A 19183-nucleotide genomic window follows, 5' to 3' on the forward strand; every position below is an offset into this window, starting at 1 on the left:
ATATATAAAATCATGAGATTATATAAAAGAATGTAATCTATTTTTAAGCATACGCTAAGATATTAAATATACGTAATCGGCTTTCAAAGGTGTTTCTTAAAAACACATGAAAGCCTTTTTACTGTCTAACCATAGTAATTCACTAGCTTTAATTGACATTCTATAGAAAATAGTTTAGTATTATCAAATATAAAAGTTTATATTGTATTAAGGAGGTTTTACTATGACGGACTCGCAACAAGAGTTAAAGCGTGGTCTTAAAAATCGCCACGTTCAATTATTAGCCATCGGTGGTGCTATCGGTACAGGTTTATTCCTCGGCTCTGGGCGATCTATTAGTTTAGCGGGCCCCTCTATCCTCCTCACGTATCTGATTACAGGTATTATCTGTTTCTTCATGATGCGTGCTTTAGGAGAGTTATTGCTTTCCAATTTAGATCACCATTCCTTCATTGACTTTGTAGAAGAATATTTAGGTGACCGAGCGGCCTTCATTACAGGTTGGACCTATTGGTTCTGTTGGCTTTCACTGGCCATGGCGGACTTAACTGCGGTCGGCTTGTACATGCAGTACTGGATACCGTGGATGCCACAATGGATACCGGCCCTCATCGTACTAGGCATATTACTAGTTATGAATTTGACAGCGGTCAAACACTTTGGTGAAATGGAGTTTTGGTTCGCTTTAATAAAAGTAATCGCCATCGTATCACTCATCATTATCGGGCTTATCATGATTCTTACAGGATTCACTACCAATGCTGGAGCGGCTGCCTTTGATAACCTATGGAATTACGGCGGTTGGTTTCCAAATGGAACCATGGGCTTTATCTTATCTTTCCAAATGGTAGTATTTGCTTTCACAGGCATTGAACTAGTAGGCCTCACAGCTGGGGAAACGGAAAATCCAAAAAAAGTTATCCCTATGGCCATTAACAATATTCCATTGCGAATTATTCTATTCTATATTGGATCTCTGGCGATTATCATGAGTATTTACCCATGGATTGCAGTAGATCCAAATTCTAGTCCCTTCGTGGCTGTGTTTAATGCAGTGGGTATCCTGGCTGCTGCGAGCATCGTAAACTTCGTTGTTCTAACATCGGCAGCATCTGCTACCAACTCCGGTATCTTTTCCACTAGCCGTATGATCTACGCATTATCAAAACGCGGACATGCACCGAGTCGAATGAAACGATTGACGAACCATGCTGTACCCTATCAGGCAACACTATTCTCCGCTGCAGCTTTACTATTTACCGTAGTCTTGAACTATGTCATGCCTGAAAGCGTATTCATCATGATTACATCTATCTCTACATTCTGCTTTATCTATATTTGGGCCATCATCGTCGTATGCCATCTCAAATATCGCAAGCAAAGACCAGAACTGGCGAAGCAATCTTCTTTCAAAATGCCACTGTACCCATTCATGAATTACCTGATCCTAGCGTTCTTCCTATTTATCTTGGTGGTACTAGCATTACAAAGTGACACACGCATCGCCCTCATGTTTACACCATTCTGGTTCATCCTACTATGGGCCTTCTACTCCATGTTGGCACCTAGCGATGACGATGAAAGCAATAATAACTAATACAAAAACATAAAAGAAGATCACGATGTACTCCAAATACTATGACTTATCATTTGTGAGGAGAATACCGTGATCTTTTTGATTGTACTATGCTTTGACAAATTCATTTATGTGTATACCATAACAATATCATATGTCGTTCATAGCAACAGAGAGTTATACATAACAATTTTTGTAATTTCTATAAAAATATGGTATACTATATGTAATAAAAAGAAGGGCCACCAACGTGTCGAAGGCGTTAGGCTCATCTCTAAAGTGCTAAAGTAGATACGCCTAACGTATTAAGGTCTAGGAAACCTTATGTCGTTAGGCGTTATCATTAATTATTTGAACAAATCAATGATTTGTACTAGTAAGTCTAAAATTAAAATCATTAAATAGATTTTTTCATACTTCGTCATAGTACCACCTCCTCCTATAGTTAGGAAGAGATGAGCCCAACTCACGTCGGTGACCCTTCTGTATTTTCATTATAGCATAAACTATGCAAAACGTTATCTTTTGAAAGATATTTTTTTAGAAAATAGATAATCTATCCATAAGGAACGCAGCACTAGCGTAGAAGATCCTGCGGCGCCCTTATTGACTAAATCAAACAACACCAAAAACGAGCAACATGTTCCGGAGCAAACCTAACCACTGTATCAGTTTGTGGAGGAATATGTTGCTCGTTTCCTTTGCTATATAAACAAGCACCACAAGATTTCATAACAAAACAAGTGACGCCCACCTGTGGATGAGTTCATTCCGTGTGGTATCAAAATTAATCCACGTAAGAAACGAGCAACAATTCCTTAAGATACACTACCAATGATAGCGTCTCTGTGGCGTTTCTTTATTACCTAAATACAACAAACACAAGAAGAGCACGGTGTGCCCCGAACAAACATTATGAAATACCGTTTGTGAGGGGTATACCGTGCTCTTCCCTTTGCTAGCTTAAATCCCGTACGCCACAGACTTCATAGAGAAACAAGTATCCATTCTCTCCTCGGCGCCCCACCTGTGGATGAGTTCTTTCCATAGGGCATCAAAATCAATCTATGCAAGAAACGAGCAACATATTCCGGAGCAAACCTACCGTAGGATCAGTTTGTGGAGGAATGTGTTGCTCGTTTCCATTATTTCAAACGCCGAAAGAACTCATACACAGCAAGCGCCGCTTTTTTGTTCATCCCCTCAACGCTTTCCAATTCTTCCAACTCTGCTACTCGCATAGCATCTAAATTACCAAAGTGCTTATACAGCGCTTTTCTACGTTTCGGACCGATCCCCTCAATATGGTCGAGAACGGATTCTAAGTTCCGCTTTCCACGCAATCTACGATGGTAGGTAATAGCAAATCGATGGGCTTCGTCACGTATTTGTTGGAGCAATTGTAATTCTGGCGTATGGTGTTCTAGAATAATACTTTCTGACTCCCCTTCGACGAATACTTCTTCGATTCGTTTTGCCAAAGATATGACAGGTACATCAGTAACTCCCATAGCACGGATGACTGGTAATGCTGCATTTAACTGACCTTTACCACCATCAATAATAATCAAATCTGGCATAGGCCAATCTTTTTCATTACCGTAGCGCCGTTCCATAATCTCCGCCATGGACGCAAAATCATCAGGCTTCCCTTGTACTGTTTTCAGCTTGAATCGACGATACTCTCGTTTCGCTGGCTTTCCACCTTCAAAGACCACCATGGATGCCACCGTTTCTGCCCCTTGCATATGAGAAATATCGTAACATTCCATACGCTCTGGCAATCTTGGCAAGTCGAGTACTTCTGCTAATTTTTTCACGGCCCCACCGGACTTATCTATTGTGTATTGCCACTGACGACGACGTTCTGCCAAGAAGTTCTGAGCATTTTCCTCCGCCATCTTGATAAGGTCTTTTTTATAGCCCCGTTGAGGTACAGATACGTCCACTTGTTGACCTTTCATAGAGGTGAACCATTCACTAAATAATTCACGGTCCACACTGTCCATAGGTAATAGCAATTCTTTAGGAATGAATGTAGATCCTCCATAATACTGTTTGATGAACTCCGTCATCACTAGCTCTGGGCTATCCCCTTCATGTTGGACAAAGTAATTTTCTCGTCCCAATAAACGACCACTGCGAATGAAAAACAGTTGAATACAAGCCATTGGACCATCGATGGCCATACCTAGTACATCCATATCGCCTCGCTGTGTGACCATGCGTTGCTTTTCTTGTACCTTTTGGATACTTAACAAGTCATCACGGTATTTTGCCGCTAACTCAAACTCCAGATCCTCTGAGGCTTGCTCCATCTTGGACGTAATCTCTTGGATCACTTGGACTTGTTTTCCTTCAAAAAGGGCTACAATGTCATCTATGTATTTGCGATAGGATTCTACCGTCACATAGTTCATGCAAGGACCTTCACAATAGTGCATATGATATTGCAAACAAGGTCGTTCTACTTTCATACTTTTACAAGTGCGCAATGGATAATAGGAACGCAAGATACGCAGTACATGATGTACCGCTGTAACGTCCGTGAAAGGTCCAAAATACTTGGCTCCGTCGCGTTCTAAGCGACGAGTCATAAACAAGCGGGGATACTCTTCTTGGACCGTCACTTTCACGTAAGGATATGTCTTGTCATCACGAAGCATAATATTATATTTCGGATGATGCTCCTTGATTAAAGTCGCCTCTAGGATAAGAGCTTCCATTTCTGTTTTCGTTTGGATCGTCTCCACATCCCACGCACGACGCATCATAGCGGTCACTTTCACGGAGCGATTCACATCTTGCTGCACATAAGATCTCACTCGATTGCGCAAGTTGATGGCCTTTCCTACATAGATGATGCGCTGGTACTTATCACGCCATAAGTAAACCCCTGGCGTGGTAGGTAGATGACTGACCTTTTCCAGTATATACGCTTGCTGTTCTAAATCTCCCATCATCATATCTTTCTGACTAGAGGCATTAAAATTCACTTCTTCTGCTTGCAACTGTGGATCTATGGGATTCATAGTATTTCCTCATCAACCAAAAGATGTTGTTCCATATAGTTCCTAGTTTTATCTAACACAGGACCTAAGAATTTACCCGTGTAACTTTCAGGCAAAGCAGCAATCTCCTCAGGTGTACCAGTACCCACAATGGTCCCCCCACGGAAACCACCTTCTGGACCTAAATCAATAATATGGTCTGCTGTTTTGATCACATCTAAATTATGCTCGATAACCACCACAGTATCCCCACCATCTGTGAGCTTTTGCAATACCTCTAAAAGCTTGCGGATATCTTCTACATGTAATCCAGTAGTCGGCTCATCCAGAATATATAAGGTTTTCCCTGTACTGCGCCGAGCCAGTTCAGTGGCTAGTTTAACCCGTTGTGCTTCCCCACCAGACAAGGTAGTCGCCGCTTGACCTAAGCGAATATAGCCTAAGCCCACCTCTTGTAAAGTTACCAATTTACGGTGAATTTTTGGGATAGCGCTAAAGAAATCTACCGCTTCATCCACGACCATGTCCAATACATCGGCAATGCTTTTACCTTTGTACTTCACTTCCATCGTCTCTCTATTGTATCGAGCTCCTTTACATACCTCACACGGTACATACACATCTGGTAAGAAATGCATTTCGATTTTGATGATACCATCACCACGACACGCTTCACAGCGACCGCCTTTGACATTAAAGCTAAAACGCCCTGCTTTATAGCCACGAATCTTCGCTTCATTGGTTTGACTATATAACTCACGGATCGCATCGAAGACCCCTGTATAGGTAGCAGGATTAGAACGTGGTGTTCTACCGATTGGACTTTGGTCAATGTTGATGATTTTATCCACATACTCTAAACCACGAATCTCCTTATGGGCTCCTACCTTATGATGACTTCTGTAGAGTGCATTGGCTACACCTTTATATAAAATTTCGTTGATCAATGTCGATTTACCGGATCCACTCACACCGGTCACAACAGTAAATAAACCGATAGGGAATTTCACATTCACTTGTTGTAGGTTGTTCTCTTTAGCTCCACGAATCTCTAAACAAGCTTTTGTTGGTTTTCTCCGTTCTTTTGGTAATGGAATATACTTTTGACCACTTAAATATTGACCAGTAATGGATTCTTTCACAGCCATTACCTCTGGTACTGTACCTTGCGCCACGATTTGGCCACCATGTTCACCTGCCGCAGGCCCAATATCTACCAAATAGTCCGCTGCTAGCATCGTATCTTCATCGTGCTCTACCACTAATAAGGTATTCCCTAAATCACGCAAACCTTTCAGTGTTTCAATTAAGCGGTCATTATCTCGTTGATGCAAGCCAATGGATGGTTCATCTAAAATATATAAGACCCCAACGAGTCCCGAACCAATTTGTGTGGCCAAACGAATTCGCTGTGCTTCCCCACCAGATAAGGTGCCGGCACTGCGGTTCATCGTCAAATAATCTAAGCCCACATTGTTCAGAAATCCTAGGCGAGCATTGATTTCTTTCAAAATTTGAGCCCCGATAAAAGCTTCTCGTTCCGTTAACTGTAGATTGCCAAAATAGTCCACCGCTTCACTAATGGTTAGCTGTGTCACTTCATCTATATTTTTATCCCCTACACGGATGGCAAGGGATTCTGGTTTCAAACGAGCACCCTTACAAGCTGTACATGGTTTAATAGACATATAGGATTCGAACTCTTCCCGCATGCTATCCGTAGTAGCCTCTGCATGACGGCGTTTCACCATTGGCAAAATACCTTCATATTCGGTATGGAATGTTTTTACCTCTCCACGCATATTTTCGTAGTCGAAAGTCACTTTCTCAGTACTACCATACATGATTTCTTTTTGTAAGGCTGTAGGTAGTTCTGAAAAACTTGCTTCTAGTGTATATCCATGCGCTTTCAACAAGCCCTCTAATTGACGCATGAACCACGCATTAGGATTCGAACTCAATGGGGCTACTCCCCCATCTATAAAAGGAACCGTTGGATCTGGAATGACACGATCTTCATCTACCTCCATGGTACTGCCTAATCCCAAACAGGATGGACAGGCACCAAAAGGACTGTTGAAAGAAAACATACGAGGTTCAATTTCTGGCAATGAAATGTGACCATTAGGACAGGTGAAATGAACACTGAATTGGTGGGCTGGGCCGTCTACCTCTTGAATGATAACAAAGCCTTCCCCATGATGAATGGCCGTTTCCAAAGAATCCGTTAAGCGGCTTTCTAAGCCTTCCTTAATAACAAGACGGTCCACAACAATTTCAATATTGTGTTTCTTATTTTTATCTAAATTAATTTCGTCCTCAAAGGTATGAATCTCTCCATTGATGCGAACGCGAGCAAATCCATTTTTACGAATTTGTTCCAACACTTTTTCATGGCGACCTTTTTTACCTCGCACCACTGGTGCCATCACCATAATCTTAGTACGTTCCGGCAATTTCATGACTAAGTCTGTTATTTGCTCAATAGTCTGTTGGGCAATCTCTTCTCCACAAGTAGGGCAGTAAGCTCGACCAATGCGAGCAAATAATAATCGCAAATAGTCATAAATTTCTGTCACCGTTCCCACCGTAGATCGAGGATTACGGCTCGTCGTTTTTTGGTCGATGGATATAGCCGGTGAAAGCCCCTCAATGTAATCTACATCAGGTTTATCCATTTGCCCTAAGAACTGGCGAGCATAAGCAGATAAGGACTCTACATATCTCCGTTGGCCTTCTGCATAAATCGTATCAAAGGCTAGGGATGATTTACCAGATCCACTTAATCCTGTTAATACGATGAATTGATTTCTTGGTAGAGCCACGTCAATATTCTTCAAATTATGTTGACGGGCTCCTTTAATAATTAATTGATCTTTCAAAATAACTCCTATTCTTCATTCATGTCTGACCAAATTTGGCGCAATCTGCCCAATTCATCACGCAACTCTGCAGCTCGTTCAAACTCTAATTGTTTCGCCGCTGCTTTCATGAGGCGTGTAGTCTCTTCAATGGCATTGAATACATCTTCTTTCGTTTCGTACTGTATTTTCTGTGAAAGTGGCTCAACCGTTTCTGCCACCACTTCTGTCGGCGCTGTGCTGTCATACACCACAGGCGTTTCTACTTTAGGCTTGCGACCTTTTTTAGGTGCAGCAACTTCACCTTCTACTTTGGTCAACTCAATTAAATCTTTCACTTCCTTGCGCACTGTGCGTGGTGTAATACCATGTTCTGTATTGTAGGACTCTTGCAAGGCACGACGACGTTCTGTTTCATCCATGGCGCGTTGCATAGAGCCTGTAATACGGTCAGCATACATAATAACTTTCCCTTTTTCATTACGAGCCGCACGGCCTATGGTCTGAATCAAGGACGTATCACTGCGCAAGAATCCTTCCTTATCTGCATCTAAAATAGCCACTAAGGATACTTCTGGCATATCTAAGCCTTCCCGAAGTAAGTTAATTCCTACGAGGACATCAAAGACACCGGCTCGCAAATCACGAATAATATCAGCCCGCTCAATGGTGGCAATGTCGGAGTGTAAATAGCGCACTCGAATACCCATTTCTTTTAGATAATTTGTTAAATCCTCTGCCATTTTCTTCGTTAACGTCGTTACTAACACCCGTTCATCCGACTTCGCACGGTCTTTAATTTCCCCTAACAGATCATCCATCTGCCCCTTAATAGGTCGGATTTCAATAATAGGATCTAGCAAACCTGTTGGACGAATGATTTGTTCTGCCACATTCGTCTGTACTTCCATTTCATAGGGCCCTGGTGTAGCAGATACATAGACAATTTGGTTGATCCTCTCTACAAACTCTTCAAATTTTAACGGTCGATTATCCGCTGCCGATGGCAAGCGGAATCCGTAGTCGATCAAGTTATGTTTCCGAGCTTGGTCACCATTATACATGGCACGAATTTGTGGCAAGGTCACATGGGATTCATCAATGATGATAAGGAAATCATCTGTAAAATAGTCGATAAGGGTCATTGGTGCTTCTCCCGGTTGACGGTTAGACAACAGACGGGAGTAGTTTTCAATCCCCGAGCAATAACCCATTTCCTGCATCATTTCAATGTCATATCGTGTTCGTTGCTCCAATCGTTGCGCTTCTAAGAGACGGCCATTTTCATTAAAGTATGCCAAACGTTCAGCCAATTCTGTCTCGATGCGCCCAATGGCAAGGTCTAACTTTTCCTTCGTCGTTACATAGTGAGAAGCTGGATAGATAGCCACGTGTTTACGCTCTACGATAACATCACCTGTAAGCACATCAATTTCCACTAAACGATCGATTTCATCACCGAACATTTCTACACGAATGGCTCTTTCACTGTTGCCAGCTGGGAAAATTTCCAACGTATCCCCTTGTACTCGGAAAGTACCTCGCACAAAGTTCATATCATTTCGGGTATATTGGATGGATACTAATTTACGAAGTATATCATCACGACTATATTCTTGACCTTGGCGCAAAGAAACACAGAGAGTACTATAGTCCTCTGGGTCCCCTAAGCCGTAGATGCAGCTGACAGATGCGACGATGATTACATCTTTCCGCTCAAATAAGTTCATTGTCGCCGAGTGGCGCAATTTATCGATTTCTTCATTAATGGACGCATCTTTTTCAATGTATGTATCCGTAGAGGCAATGTACGCCTCTGGTTGGTAATAATCATAATAAGACACGAAATATTCCACTGCATTCTTAGGGAAAAAGCTTTTGAACTCACTGGCCAATTGGGCTGCTAATGTCTTATTGTGGGCGATGATCAAAGTCGGCTTTTGTACGGCTTCGATGAGTTTGGCCATGGTATATGTTTTTCCTGTACCTGTAGCACCTAGTAATACCTGTGCCCATTCCCCTCGTTCAATTCCCTCTGCCAAGGACTGGATGGCCTTTGGTTGGTCACCCATTGGGGAGTACGGCGCTTCTACTTGAAAGGGTATTCCTTCTTCAGGAAAATGATGCAATCCGCTCATAGTCACTCCTTATATTCTCTATCTGTAAACAAGTAACATTCACTTGTATCTATATCTAGTAACTTCTATATTATATCACGAATACAGAAAATATTATATCGTATGTTCGATACAATAGCATACTAGAGTCACATACGATTTTCTCACCCTTGTAGGATATTGTGATATTATATTGATCTCTCATCAAATAATACAATACACCTGAATATAAATAGATGATTACATAAAGATTAGATATAACCAGTAACAGTAGATAAAAAGAAAAAGCTGAATACAAGATTCAACTTTTTACTTATCTGTTATACTGTCCTACCTAAGAAGTTCTACACTCCTAAACAGACATTACAATATACCATTCATTTTGTGCATTTCAGTCTTATAGCGGTTTATTCATGCCACTATCACAAGGTAATAGATACCCCATAAATGTTACAGTAGTACTCATGCGCACTCTGTAAGACTATCCTTTGCCACGAATCCGACGCAGTTCTTCTTCTGTGATAGGTGTATCCCCTTGTAAGGTTTGTGTCGCGGTGTCATCCCCCTCTAACATTTCAATGAAGATGGCAATACCACAATCAGATAAATGATGAGTTTCATCACCATGATCATGTTCTAGAGAGTCCTTCATGTTCTCAGCAATACGATGGACAAAATTCCATTGCTCATCCGTATAACTTTCAATACGGCTAGCAATTTCTTTCCAATTACTTAAGAGTAAGCGTGTGAGAGGTCTGTACAAATCACCGCCTACAAATTCCATAATATCTACAGCACATTCAATACTGTCTCTATCGATACCATAACCATTCATCTCATTTTGGTCCACAACGTATTCATATAATTTATTTCTAGTCATGGTCCACTATTCTCCTTTGTCAAAAAGAGCATTAGCAAATTCTTTTGCATTGAAAGGACGCAAGTCATCCATTTGCTCACCCACGCCAATCCAACGCACAGGAACGCCCAACTCTTCTTTGATAGAGATAACTACACCACCTTTTGCGGTACCATCTAATTTGGTCACCACAATCCCTGTCACAGGTACTGCTTCACCGAATAGTTTTGCTTGACTCACCGCATTTTGACCTGTAGTGCCATCTAATACTAATAAGGTTTGATGCGGTGCACCTGGAATTTGTTTGTCTGCTACACGGCCGATTTTTTTCAATTCTTCCATAAGATTTACTTTTGTATGCAAACGCCCTGCTGTATCTACAATGACTAAGTCTGCTTCTTTAGCAACGGCTGAGGCACAGGCATCGAATACCACTGCTGCTGGGTCAGCACCTTCCTTATGTTTTACAATGGATACTCCTACACGGTCTGCCCAGATAGATAATTGTTCAGAGGCAGCTGCCCGGAATGTATCTCCTGCTGCAATGATTACTTTTTTACCTTGCTCTGCATAGTAATGCGCTAATTTCGCAATAGTTGTCGTTTTACCAACACCATTGACACCCACCACCAAGATCACTTCTGGTTTGTGAAGCTCCAACACTTCCTCTTGAGCTCCTAGCATTTCTGTAATGCGCTCTTCCATAAAAGGCATCACTTCACCAGTATTATTGATAATCCCTTCTGTCACACCTCGGCGGATTTCTTTCATCAAATAGGCCGTTGTTTTAGGTCCTAAATCACCCACTAGCATAGTGGCTTCTAAATCATCTAAGAAATCATCATCGATTTCAGCATAACCAATGACAATGGTTTCTACTTTTTTTACAAAATTATTTTTTGTCTTTTCTAAGCCCGCTTTCACACGGTCAAAAAAACTAAATGCCATAATCACTATTCTCCTTTACTTCATCAAAGGCTACTGTTAATAAACGTGATACACCTCGTTCCACCATAGTCACCCCTTGTAAGACATGAGCTGATTCCATAGTCCGTTTACGATGGGTCACCACGATAAATTGTGTGGCATCCCCCAAGTTATGCAAATATTGGCTAAATCGTTCCACATTGGCATCATCTAAAGCGGCATCTACTTCGTCAAGTACACAGAATGGAGCTGGTCGATAATCCAGCAATGCAAACAATAATGCAATGACCGTCAACGCTCGCTCCCCACCAGATAATAAGCTCAATTGTTGGCGCTTCTTTCCTGGCGGTTGGATATAAAAATCAATGCCACTTTCTAAAATTAATTCTGGATTCGACGCTACAATCTGCGCTGTACCGCCTCCAAACAATTGAGAGAATACATGCTGAAATTTCTCACGAATCTCTGTAAGAACTCCTTGTAGTTGCTCAGACATCGCCCCATCAATTTCAGCAATCACACCTTCGAGTTGTTCTTTAGCTATCACTAAATCCTCTTTTTGTGCATGATAGAATGCTAGCTTTTCTTCCGCTTCTTCATATTCCACAATAGCATTAGGATTGATAGCCCCTAAGCTTTCAATCTGCCTTGTCAAGTTCATCTGTTGTTGTTTCCACTCATTCACGGAGCCACCTAAGTGTATATTCTGTGCCTCTTGTTTAGTATACCCTAAAGCGCCCAATTGTTCCAATGCTTGTTCGCCTTGTAGTTGATATTTTGTTAACCCTTCTTGCAGGTCCACTAGTTTTTTCTGTACAATTCGTTGACGCTGTTCTTGTTGATTTCGTTCTTCTTGCAATTGACTTAATTGCAATTCCCAAGTACGTACTTTTTCTTGTCCACCTTTACGAGCTTCTCCAATAGCTGCTACCCGTTTTTCTATTGCTTGTTTTTCTGATTCTAATGCTAAAGCTGGTTCACAACCTAAGCGTATGACATCCTCACCTAATTGGCTTAACCGTCTATCTAAGCTTGCAATATTTACTTCCTTATCTTTGATATATTGTTCTAATTGAGCTAATTCTTTTTTGCTTTGTTCTAACAACAATCTAGATTGTTCCCATCGTAAGCGTACTTCTTGCAATTCTTCATTTTGCTCACGTTCTCGGTCTTGTAAAGTTTGCTCTCGGGCAACCAAAGTCATAACTTGCTCTTGATGTCCTTCTCGATTCTCTAACTGTGAAAGTTCATCTGCTAGACTTTTAATGTTCTCCCCTAAAGTTATTTGCTTATCTTGAACCTTTTGTACTTCCTCATGATAGGTCTGCACCATTCCACTTAAGTTAATTTGCTCTCCTTGGGAGCGTTGTTGCTCTTGCTGTAAGCTACGTAACTGCAATTCTTCTTGTTCATAAGTTTGACGTAATCCCTTACCAGACTGTGTTAAAGTTTCTATTTCTTTGTCTAGTCCTTGTAAAGTCTGTTGTAACACCTGTGCTGTATCTCGTAATACATGAATATCTTGCTGTAATGTGTCTTGCTCTTCTTTACGGGACAAGATAGACACTTTTTTTCGTTTTGTAGCACCACCTGTTAGAGCACCACCTGGTTGCAATTGCTCTCCTGTTAAGGTAACAATCCGCAATTGTTGATGATATTCTTTTTGCAATGCTAATCCATGGTCCAAGGTATCTACAATAAGAGTACGCCCTAATAGCTGATTAAATACGCCTGTATATTGTGTATCAAATTGAATGCAGTCTACACCTAATCCCAATACATAAGGCGATGTTAAGGCTTTATGATCGAGTCGTTTTCCTCGTACCATATCCATCGGTAAAAACGTAACTCGACCACCTTGTGTGCGTTTTAAGTATTGTACTGCTTCAGAAGCAATCTTTGCAGTCTCTGTGATAACTTGATGAATAGCACCACCTAAAGCAGTTTCAATGGCCACTAAGAATTTTTCTTCTACAGTGAATACATCACCAATAGCTCCACGAATATGAGAAGACCAAGTTTCTTTTGCTTGTAATACATGTTTTGTGCCTTCCAAATAACCTTCATGCAGCTCTTCCCAACTATGTAACAGTTCTAAACGACCTTCTTTAGCTTGCAGTGTTCTTTGTACTTCTACTAATTCCTGATTTTTTTGTCGGCGTGTATCCTCTAGCTGTTGTAATGATTGACGTGCTGTCTCCAACGCTTCCTCTACTTCACTAACAACCTGTTGTTGCACCTCTAATTGCCCTTGTGTTTCTTCTACAGATTGTTTTATATCTTGTAAAGTAGCCTTTAAACGTTGTACATCATCGTTCTTTTGTGTTTCTAACTCTTCCGCTCTTGCTAATTGATGGCGAGCTTCTTCCAATTCACGAACAACACGAATATGACGCTCATGAGCATGCTGCTCCGCTATGCGCATACCATCTAAATTAGCCTTCACTTGACTAAGAGAGTCTCTAGTACTTTGCAAATTAGATTCCGCTTGTTTTACATCTTTGCCAATGACTTCTAAAGTATTTTCTTCCTTTTTCAAGGATGCTAAATCACGGTCATACTGTTCCTCTTTTTCTTTCAGTTCTTCCTTCCAAGCTGTTAACTTTTCTTCTCCATCTTTTAACTCTTCTACCATATTGGCTTCTTTTAAGCGAGCTACTTCAATTTGTCCAGTTAGTTCCCCTAATTTACCTTGTAAAGTGGCATATTCATCTTCCATACTTCGGTGGGTTTCACGAAATGATTGAAGCTCATTTTGTGTGGTCTTATAAGTCTCTTGAATTGTATCTAAGCTAGTTTCTAATTCTTCTTGCTCACGAAGGTAGGATAAGTTTTCATTTTCTTGGCGTGTAAATAAACGATCTGCCGTTTTATATTCATGAAAAGCAATAGCTCCATCATAGCTACGCTTATCCTGTGATAATGTATTGTACTCACGTGTTACATTAGCTTTCGCCTCTAATTCTACTAATTGATCTCCTAGGGTACTCATCACATCATCTAATCGTTCCATATTACGATCTGTACTATTGATACGCCGAATAGCATCTTCTTTATTCATTTTAAAGCGAGAAATACCTGCCACATCTTCAAATATTAAGCGACGTTCTTCTGGTTTACTATTCAAGATAGCATCGATACGATTCTGCCCGATGATGGCCATAGAATCTTTACCTAAGCCTGTATCAGCCAATAATAGATGAATATCTTTTAACCGGCAATTTCTCTTATTGATTTGGAATTCGCTTTCACCATTGCGATACATACGGCGTGTGATAACAACTTCTGCTAATTCTTTGCCCAAAGTGCCATCACTGTTATCAAAAATTAAGTTTACCTCTGCCGTATTGTGAGGACGACGAGCTTCTGTGCCAGAAAAAATAATATCTTCTGCTTTTTGTCCACGCAAATGGCGTACATTCGATTCCCCTAAAACCCAGCGAATCGCATCAGTAATATTACTTTTACCACTACCATTAGGGCCTACAATCCCAGTCATGCCTGGAGAAAAAGACACTACCGTTTTATCAGCAAAGGACTTGAATCCTTTCATTTCTAGTCGCAATAATTGCATGACTGCTTCCTTTCTATGTATACATAGGTATGTTTCAAATTTACACAATATAATATATTGTTCATACTATATCCTAACCTGACACCTATTTCCAACCTCTCATCACATACTCTCTCTACAGAATATTAGTTAATCCATTGTTGTATAACCATAACCCACTATTTAAAGAGGCAAGCTATATAGTATATGATCTATCATGACATGCAATACTCCAGTATTATTATTTTCCTGTTTTTCTTGCCAAGTCCATTCTATCTGCTTATATTCCTGTCCAAAATACTCTATATTTCTGTTCTTCAATCCACGTATCTTTGATGTGAAAGGTCTTGGATATTCTACAATGACCTTATGAATCACACCAAATACTTCTAGGTGTTCTTCTATGGTTTGCTGGATAGCTTGAAGCCATTCATAATTGACTACCAATTCTCCAAAGGCAGGAGCATAGGGTCCTCCTACAATACCACGACCAGCATCAAAATCTTCTGTACTTTGTAATCCTACACGTATGATCTGTGTACCTTTGCCTTCTAAATAGGATTTTAAAAAAGCACTATAGGCTACCGCTTGTTCTATTGTTAATGGTACATAACTACCTTCATGAACACGATCAGCTAGTTCTGTATCTTCAATGACAATCACAGGATAAATGCGACATAAGTCAGCCTGCAATTGACCGGCTTTCACCGCCGTTTTTACTAAAGTAGTCCAGGTTTCGCCAGGTAACCCAGGGAGTAATTGTATACCTAAAGTTATTCCTTCTTCACGTATCATTTTACACGCCTGTTCCACATCTTCTACCGTATGCCCTCGTTTAGCTTCTACTAGCATGGATTCCTCTAATGTTTGTACTCCTAATTCAATGGTTCTTACACCACTAGTAAAGAGCTCTTTCAATCGATCTTCTCTGATAGCATCAGGACGAGTAGACAAACGAATTCCTTGAACTATTCCTTGTTGAAATGCTTCTTTAGCTGGTTCCAATAATGTATCTTGCATTTCTTGTGGTATCGCCGTAAAGCTACCACCAAAGTAAGCTACTTCCCATTGTCCACTATATCCTTGTTCTGATACGGCTCTTTGTATGGAAGAACGAATGATTTCTGGACTGACCATCTCTTGTTGTCCTGATATACGTGGCTGATTACAAAATACACAAATATATGGGCAGCCAATATGAGGAATAAAAAATGGAAGTAATCTAGTTTTCTCTTTTTTGCTGTTCCTCATAACTGCCTCCTATGTATCATATAGAAAAAGGAGTGGTTCCCCACCCCTCAATCCTTACTATTGTATAAGCTTTTCATAAGCCTCTTTAGCTGCTGCTTGGGCTGCCACTTTTTTATTTCGCCCAGAACCTACACCTGATGGGACTCCATCGATGACTACTTCCATAGTAAAGAATTTATCATGATCCGGTCCCTCTTCATCGATAACATGATACCGTATCACACATTCCCCTTTTTGTTGTACTAACTCTTGGAGCAATGTTTTAAAATCTTTTCCTACTTTCCCGGAAAGTGCCATATTCATATATCCATGCAAATGACTCAAAACAAACTGTTTTCCCACATCATAACCACACTCTAGGTAGATAGCCCCTAAGACAGCCTCAAAAGTATCTGCCAAAATGGAGTTTCTATTGGCTCCACCACAATGCCGCTCGCCTCTACCTAAGCGTAAATATTTTCCTAAGTCTAGAGTACGACTACATTCTGCTAAAGAACCTTCACAGACGGTGCATGCTTTTAAACGGGTCAGTTCACCCTCAGTCATTTCTGGATATGTAGTAAATAAATATTCTCCTATAATAAGATCTAACACTGCATCCCCTAAAAACTCTAATCGTTCATTATGATATTCATGGGATAATTTATGTTCATTCGCATAGGAAGAATGTGTCAAAGCACGATTTAATGTACTTATATTGCGTAAAGGCAAATGTAAATTCGCAATAAGCTCGTGAAGTAATGCTTCACGAGCCTTGCTAGTTACTTTGCTACTTTTAGGAGCATTCACAATTACGCCTCGTAACGACGAACAACGATAGTTCCGTTGTGTCCACCAAAACCGAAGGAGTTGGAAAGAGCTACATCAACTTTCATATCACGAGCTCCATCAGATACATAATCTAAATCCAATTCTGGATCTGGATTATCAAGGTTAATTGTTGGATGCACTTTGCCAGTCTCAATAGCCATTGCCATAACAATTGCTTCAATAGCACCAGCAGCACCTAATAAGTGACCTGTCATAGATTTTGTGGAGTTTACTGCTAATTTACTAGCATGATTTCCAAATAATTGTTTGATTGCCAATGTTTCATTTGCATCATTGATGGATGTAGATGTACCATGGGCATTAATATAATCAACTTCTTCAGGTTTGATACCTGCATCATTCAATGCTAATTCCATGCATTTGCGAGCTTGTGTACCACCTGGTGCTGGAGAAGAAATATGATATGCATCACCATTTGTACCATATCCCACTACTTCTGCGTAGATATGAGCACCACGTGCTTTTGCATGTTCTAATTCTTCTAATACAACGATACCAGAACCTTCGCCCATTACGAATCCATCGCGATCAGCTGCAAATGGACGAGATGCTTTTGTAGGTTCATCATTACGTGTAGACATAGCTTTCATAGATGCGAAACCAGCTACTGCTGCTGGAGAAACTGCCGCCTCTGTACCACCAGCAAACATTACGTCTGCTTGACCATGTGCAATCATGCGGAATGCTTCACCAATCGCATTTGTACCAGAAGTACACGCTGTAACAACAGTTTCTACTGGTCCTTTTAAGCCTAATTGAATAGATACACGACCAGATACCATGTTTGCAATCATCATAGGTACTGCAAATGGACTTACACGACCTGGACCTTTTTCAAATAAAGTCACATATACATCATGGATAGAATCAATACCACCAATACCAGTACCAACTACAGTACCACAACGATCTGCTTCTTCTTTGTCTAAATCTAAATCAGCATCTTTTTGCGCAAGCACTGCCGCTGCAATGGCAAATGCTGCAGAGCGGTCCATACGGCGCGCTTCTTTTTTATCAATTCCAAATTGTGTTGGATCGAAATCTTTAATTTCACCTGCAATACGAGTTGCATAATCACTTGCATCAAATCGAGTAATTGGACCGATACCAGATTCGCCACGTAGCAATGCATTGTAAAAGTCATCTTTACCGATTCCCACTGGTGTCACAGCACCTAAACCAGTAATAACAACACGTCTTTCCATTATTCCACCTCTTTATAATCTCATTTAATCAATGGCTGCTGCCTCTGAAACTAGGCGAGCAAAAATCTCTTTCACAGGTAATATGGAGTCTACTTTACGCATATTATTACCCGAGAACACTAATCCCGTTTCCACGTCACCTTGTTGAGCACGTGAAAGGGCTTTAATAATACAGAATTTGTGAGAACAATGCTTTAAGCATCGATGACACTCTGTAGGTGGCGGTACTGTACCGTCTAATACTGTTTCTGCAAACTTATTACGCAACGCTTGTCCTGGAAGTCCTACTGGACTTTGGATCAAGACAATATCATCTGGAGCATCTGCACGAACGTACATTTTTTTCAATTCATCAGAGGCATTACACTCCACACTAGCAGCAAAACGGCTTCCCATTTGCACTCCACTAGCACCGAGCTTAATCATCTCCACAATATCTGCTCCATCAAGAACCCCACCAGCACCGATGACTGGAATATTTTTCACAGCTGCCACTACTTCAGGTACTAATTCACGAGAGGAGCGATCTGTACCTAAGTGACCACCTGCTTCACAACCTTCCACGATCACAGCGGAGGCTCCTAATCCTTCAGAAATACGAGCTAATTTAGGAGTGGATACGATTGGTACAATAGGTGTACCAGATTCACGACCTAAGGCAAACATATCTCTGGAAAATCCAGCGCCAGCTACTACGAGGTCAATACCCTCATCAATGGCCGTTTTTACAAGACCTAAAAATTCTGTAGCGGCTACCATTGCATTTATACCGATAATGCCCGTAGGCGATAATTTTCTTGCTAATTGTATTTCGTATCGTAATTCATCAAAAGGCATGCCAGATGCTGCAATCAGGCCGATACCACCTTCATTTGCAACTGCTGCAGCCAACCGAGCTGTAGACAATCGGATTGCCATTCCACCTTGAATTACCGGTACTTTGGCTACCAATTTCCCTATTTTAAGTTCAGGGAGTTTCACTATTATTCCTC

Annotated in this window: 11 protein-coding genes; 1 reads left to right on the forward strand and 10 read right to left on the reverse strand. The window is 40.9% G+C overall.

Features of this window, described 5'->3' with window-relative positions; all coding sequences use genetic code 11:
- Positions 1-223: 223 nt before the first annotated feature.
- Complete coding sequence (locus EO119_RS04830) at positions 224-1597, forward strand: amino acid permease (RefSeq protein WP_126940865.1); 1374 nt, start codon at positions 224-226, stop codon at positions 1595-1597.
- A gap of 1124 nt (positions 1598-2721) precedes the next feature.
- Here EO119_RS04830 and uvrC read toward each other — a convergent pair.
- From uvrC to EO119_RS04880, 10 genes are all read right to left on the reverse strand, one after another.
- A complete protein-coding gene (gene uvrC, locus EO119_RS04835) occupies positions 2722-4536 on the reverse strand; it encodes an excinuclease ABC subunit UvrC (RefSeq protein WP_126940894.1) in 1815 nt (604 codons plus the stop codon).
- Positions 4537-4604: 68 nt separating this feature from the next.
- On the reverse strand, positions 4605-7469 hold the full coding sequence (gene uvrA / locus EO119_RS04840) for an excinuclease ABC subunit UvrA (RefSeq protein WP_126940866.1): 2865 nt from the start codon (positions 7467-7469) through the stop codon (positions 4605-4607).
- An 8-nt stretch (positions 7470-7477) separates the two neighbouring features.
- Entirely contained in the window at positions 7478-9586 is a 2109-nt protein-coding gene (gene uvrB / locus EO119_RS04845) for an excinuclease ABC subunit UvrB (protein ID WP_126940867.1), read from the reverse strand.
- A gap of 460 nt (positions 9587-10046) precedes the next feature.
- The gene (locus tag EO119_RS04850; protein WP_009353142.1) at positions 10047-10445 is read right to left on the reverse strand and encodes a hypothetical protein; all 399 of its coding nucleotides are present in this window, start codon (positions 10443-10445) and stop codon (positions 10047-10049) included.
- A 6-nt stretch (positions 10446-10451) separates the two neighbouring features.
- The gene (gene ftsY / locus EO119_RS04855) at positions 10452-11372 is read right to left on the reverse strand and encodes a signal recognition particle-docking protein FtsY (RefSeq protein ID WP_009353136.1); all 921 of its coding nucleotides are present in this window, start codon (positions 11370-11372) and stop codon (positions 10452-10454) included.
- Positions 11362-14925, reverse strand: coding sequence for a chromosome segregation protein SMC (gene smc, locus EO119_RS04860; protein ID WP_126940868.1), 3564 nt, complete (start codon positions 14923-14925; stop codon positions 11362-11364). The genes ftsY and smc overlap by 11 nt, the downstream gene beginning before the upstream one ends.
- Positions 14926-15087: 162 nt before the next feature.
- Positions 15088-16155, reverse strand: a complete 1068-nt coding sequence (locus tag EO119_RS04865) for an elongator complex protein 3 (protein WP_126940869.1) — start codon at positions 16153-16155, stop codon at positions 15088-15090.
- Positions 16156-16212: 57 nt separating this feature from the next.
- Positions 16213-16944, reverse strand: a complete 732-nt coding sequence (rnc, locus tag EO119_RS04870) for a ribonuclease III (protein WP_009353573.1) — start codon at positions 16942-16944, stop codon at positions 16213-16215.
- 2 nt (positions 16945-16946) lie between these two features.
- The gene (fabF, locus tag EO119_RS04875) at positions 16947-18191 is read right to left on the reverse strand and encodes a beta-ketoacyl-ACP synthase II (protein ID WP_126940870.1); all 1245 of its coding nucleotides are present in this window, start codon (positions 18189-18191) and stop codon (positions 16947-16949) included.
- A gap of 24 nt (positions 18192-18215) precedes the next feature.
- Positions 18216-19172, reverse strand: coding sequence for a nitronate monooxygenase family protein (locus EO119_RS04880; protein ID WP_126940871.1), 957 nt, complete (start codon positions 19170-19172; stop codon positions 18216-18218).
- Positions 19173-19183: the final 11 nt, after the last annotated feature.

The organism is Veillonella sp. CNR 79/14, assembly GCF_003992185.1.
GTDB lineage: Bacteria > Bacillota > Negativicutes > Veillonellales > Veillonellaceae > F0422.

Bases quoted from the DNA above. Each gene is read 5' to 3' on its own strand.
- EO119_RS04865 (WP_126940869.1), bottom strand. From the start codon at position 16,155: ATGAGGAACAGCAAAAAAGAGAAAACTAGATTACTTCCATTTTTTATT.
- ftsY (WP_009353136.1), bottom strand. From the start codon at position 11,372: ATGGCATTTAGTTTTTTTGACCGTGTGAAAGCGGGCTTAGAAAAGACA.
- uvrC (WP_126940894.1), bottom strand. From the start codon at position 4,536: ATGGGAGATTTAGAACAGCAAGCGTATATACTGGAAAAGGTCAGTCAT.
- uvrB (WP_126940867.1), bottom strand. From the start codon at position 9,586: ATGAGCGGATTGCATCATTTTCCTGAAGAAGGAATACCCTTTCAAGTA.
- EO119_RS04850 (WP_009353142.1), bottom strand. From the start codon at position 10,445: ATGACTAGAAATAAATTATATGAATACGTTGTGGACCAAAATGAGATG.
- smc (WP_126940868.1), bottom strand. From the start codon at position 14,925: ATGCAATTATTGCGACTAGAAATGAAAGGATTCAAGTCCTTTGCTGAT.
- EO119_RS04830 (WP_126940865.1), top strand. From the start codon at position 224: ATGACGGACTCGCAACAAGAGTTAAAGCGTGGTCTTAAAAATCGCCAC.
- fabF (WP_126940870.1), bottom strand. From the start codon at position 18,191: ATGGAAAGACGTGTTGTTATTACTGGTTTAGGTGCTGTGACACCAGTG.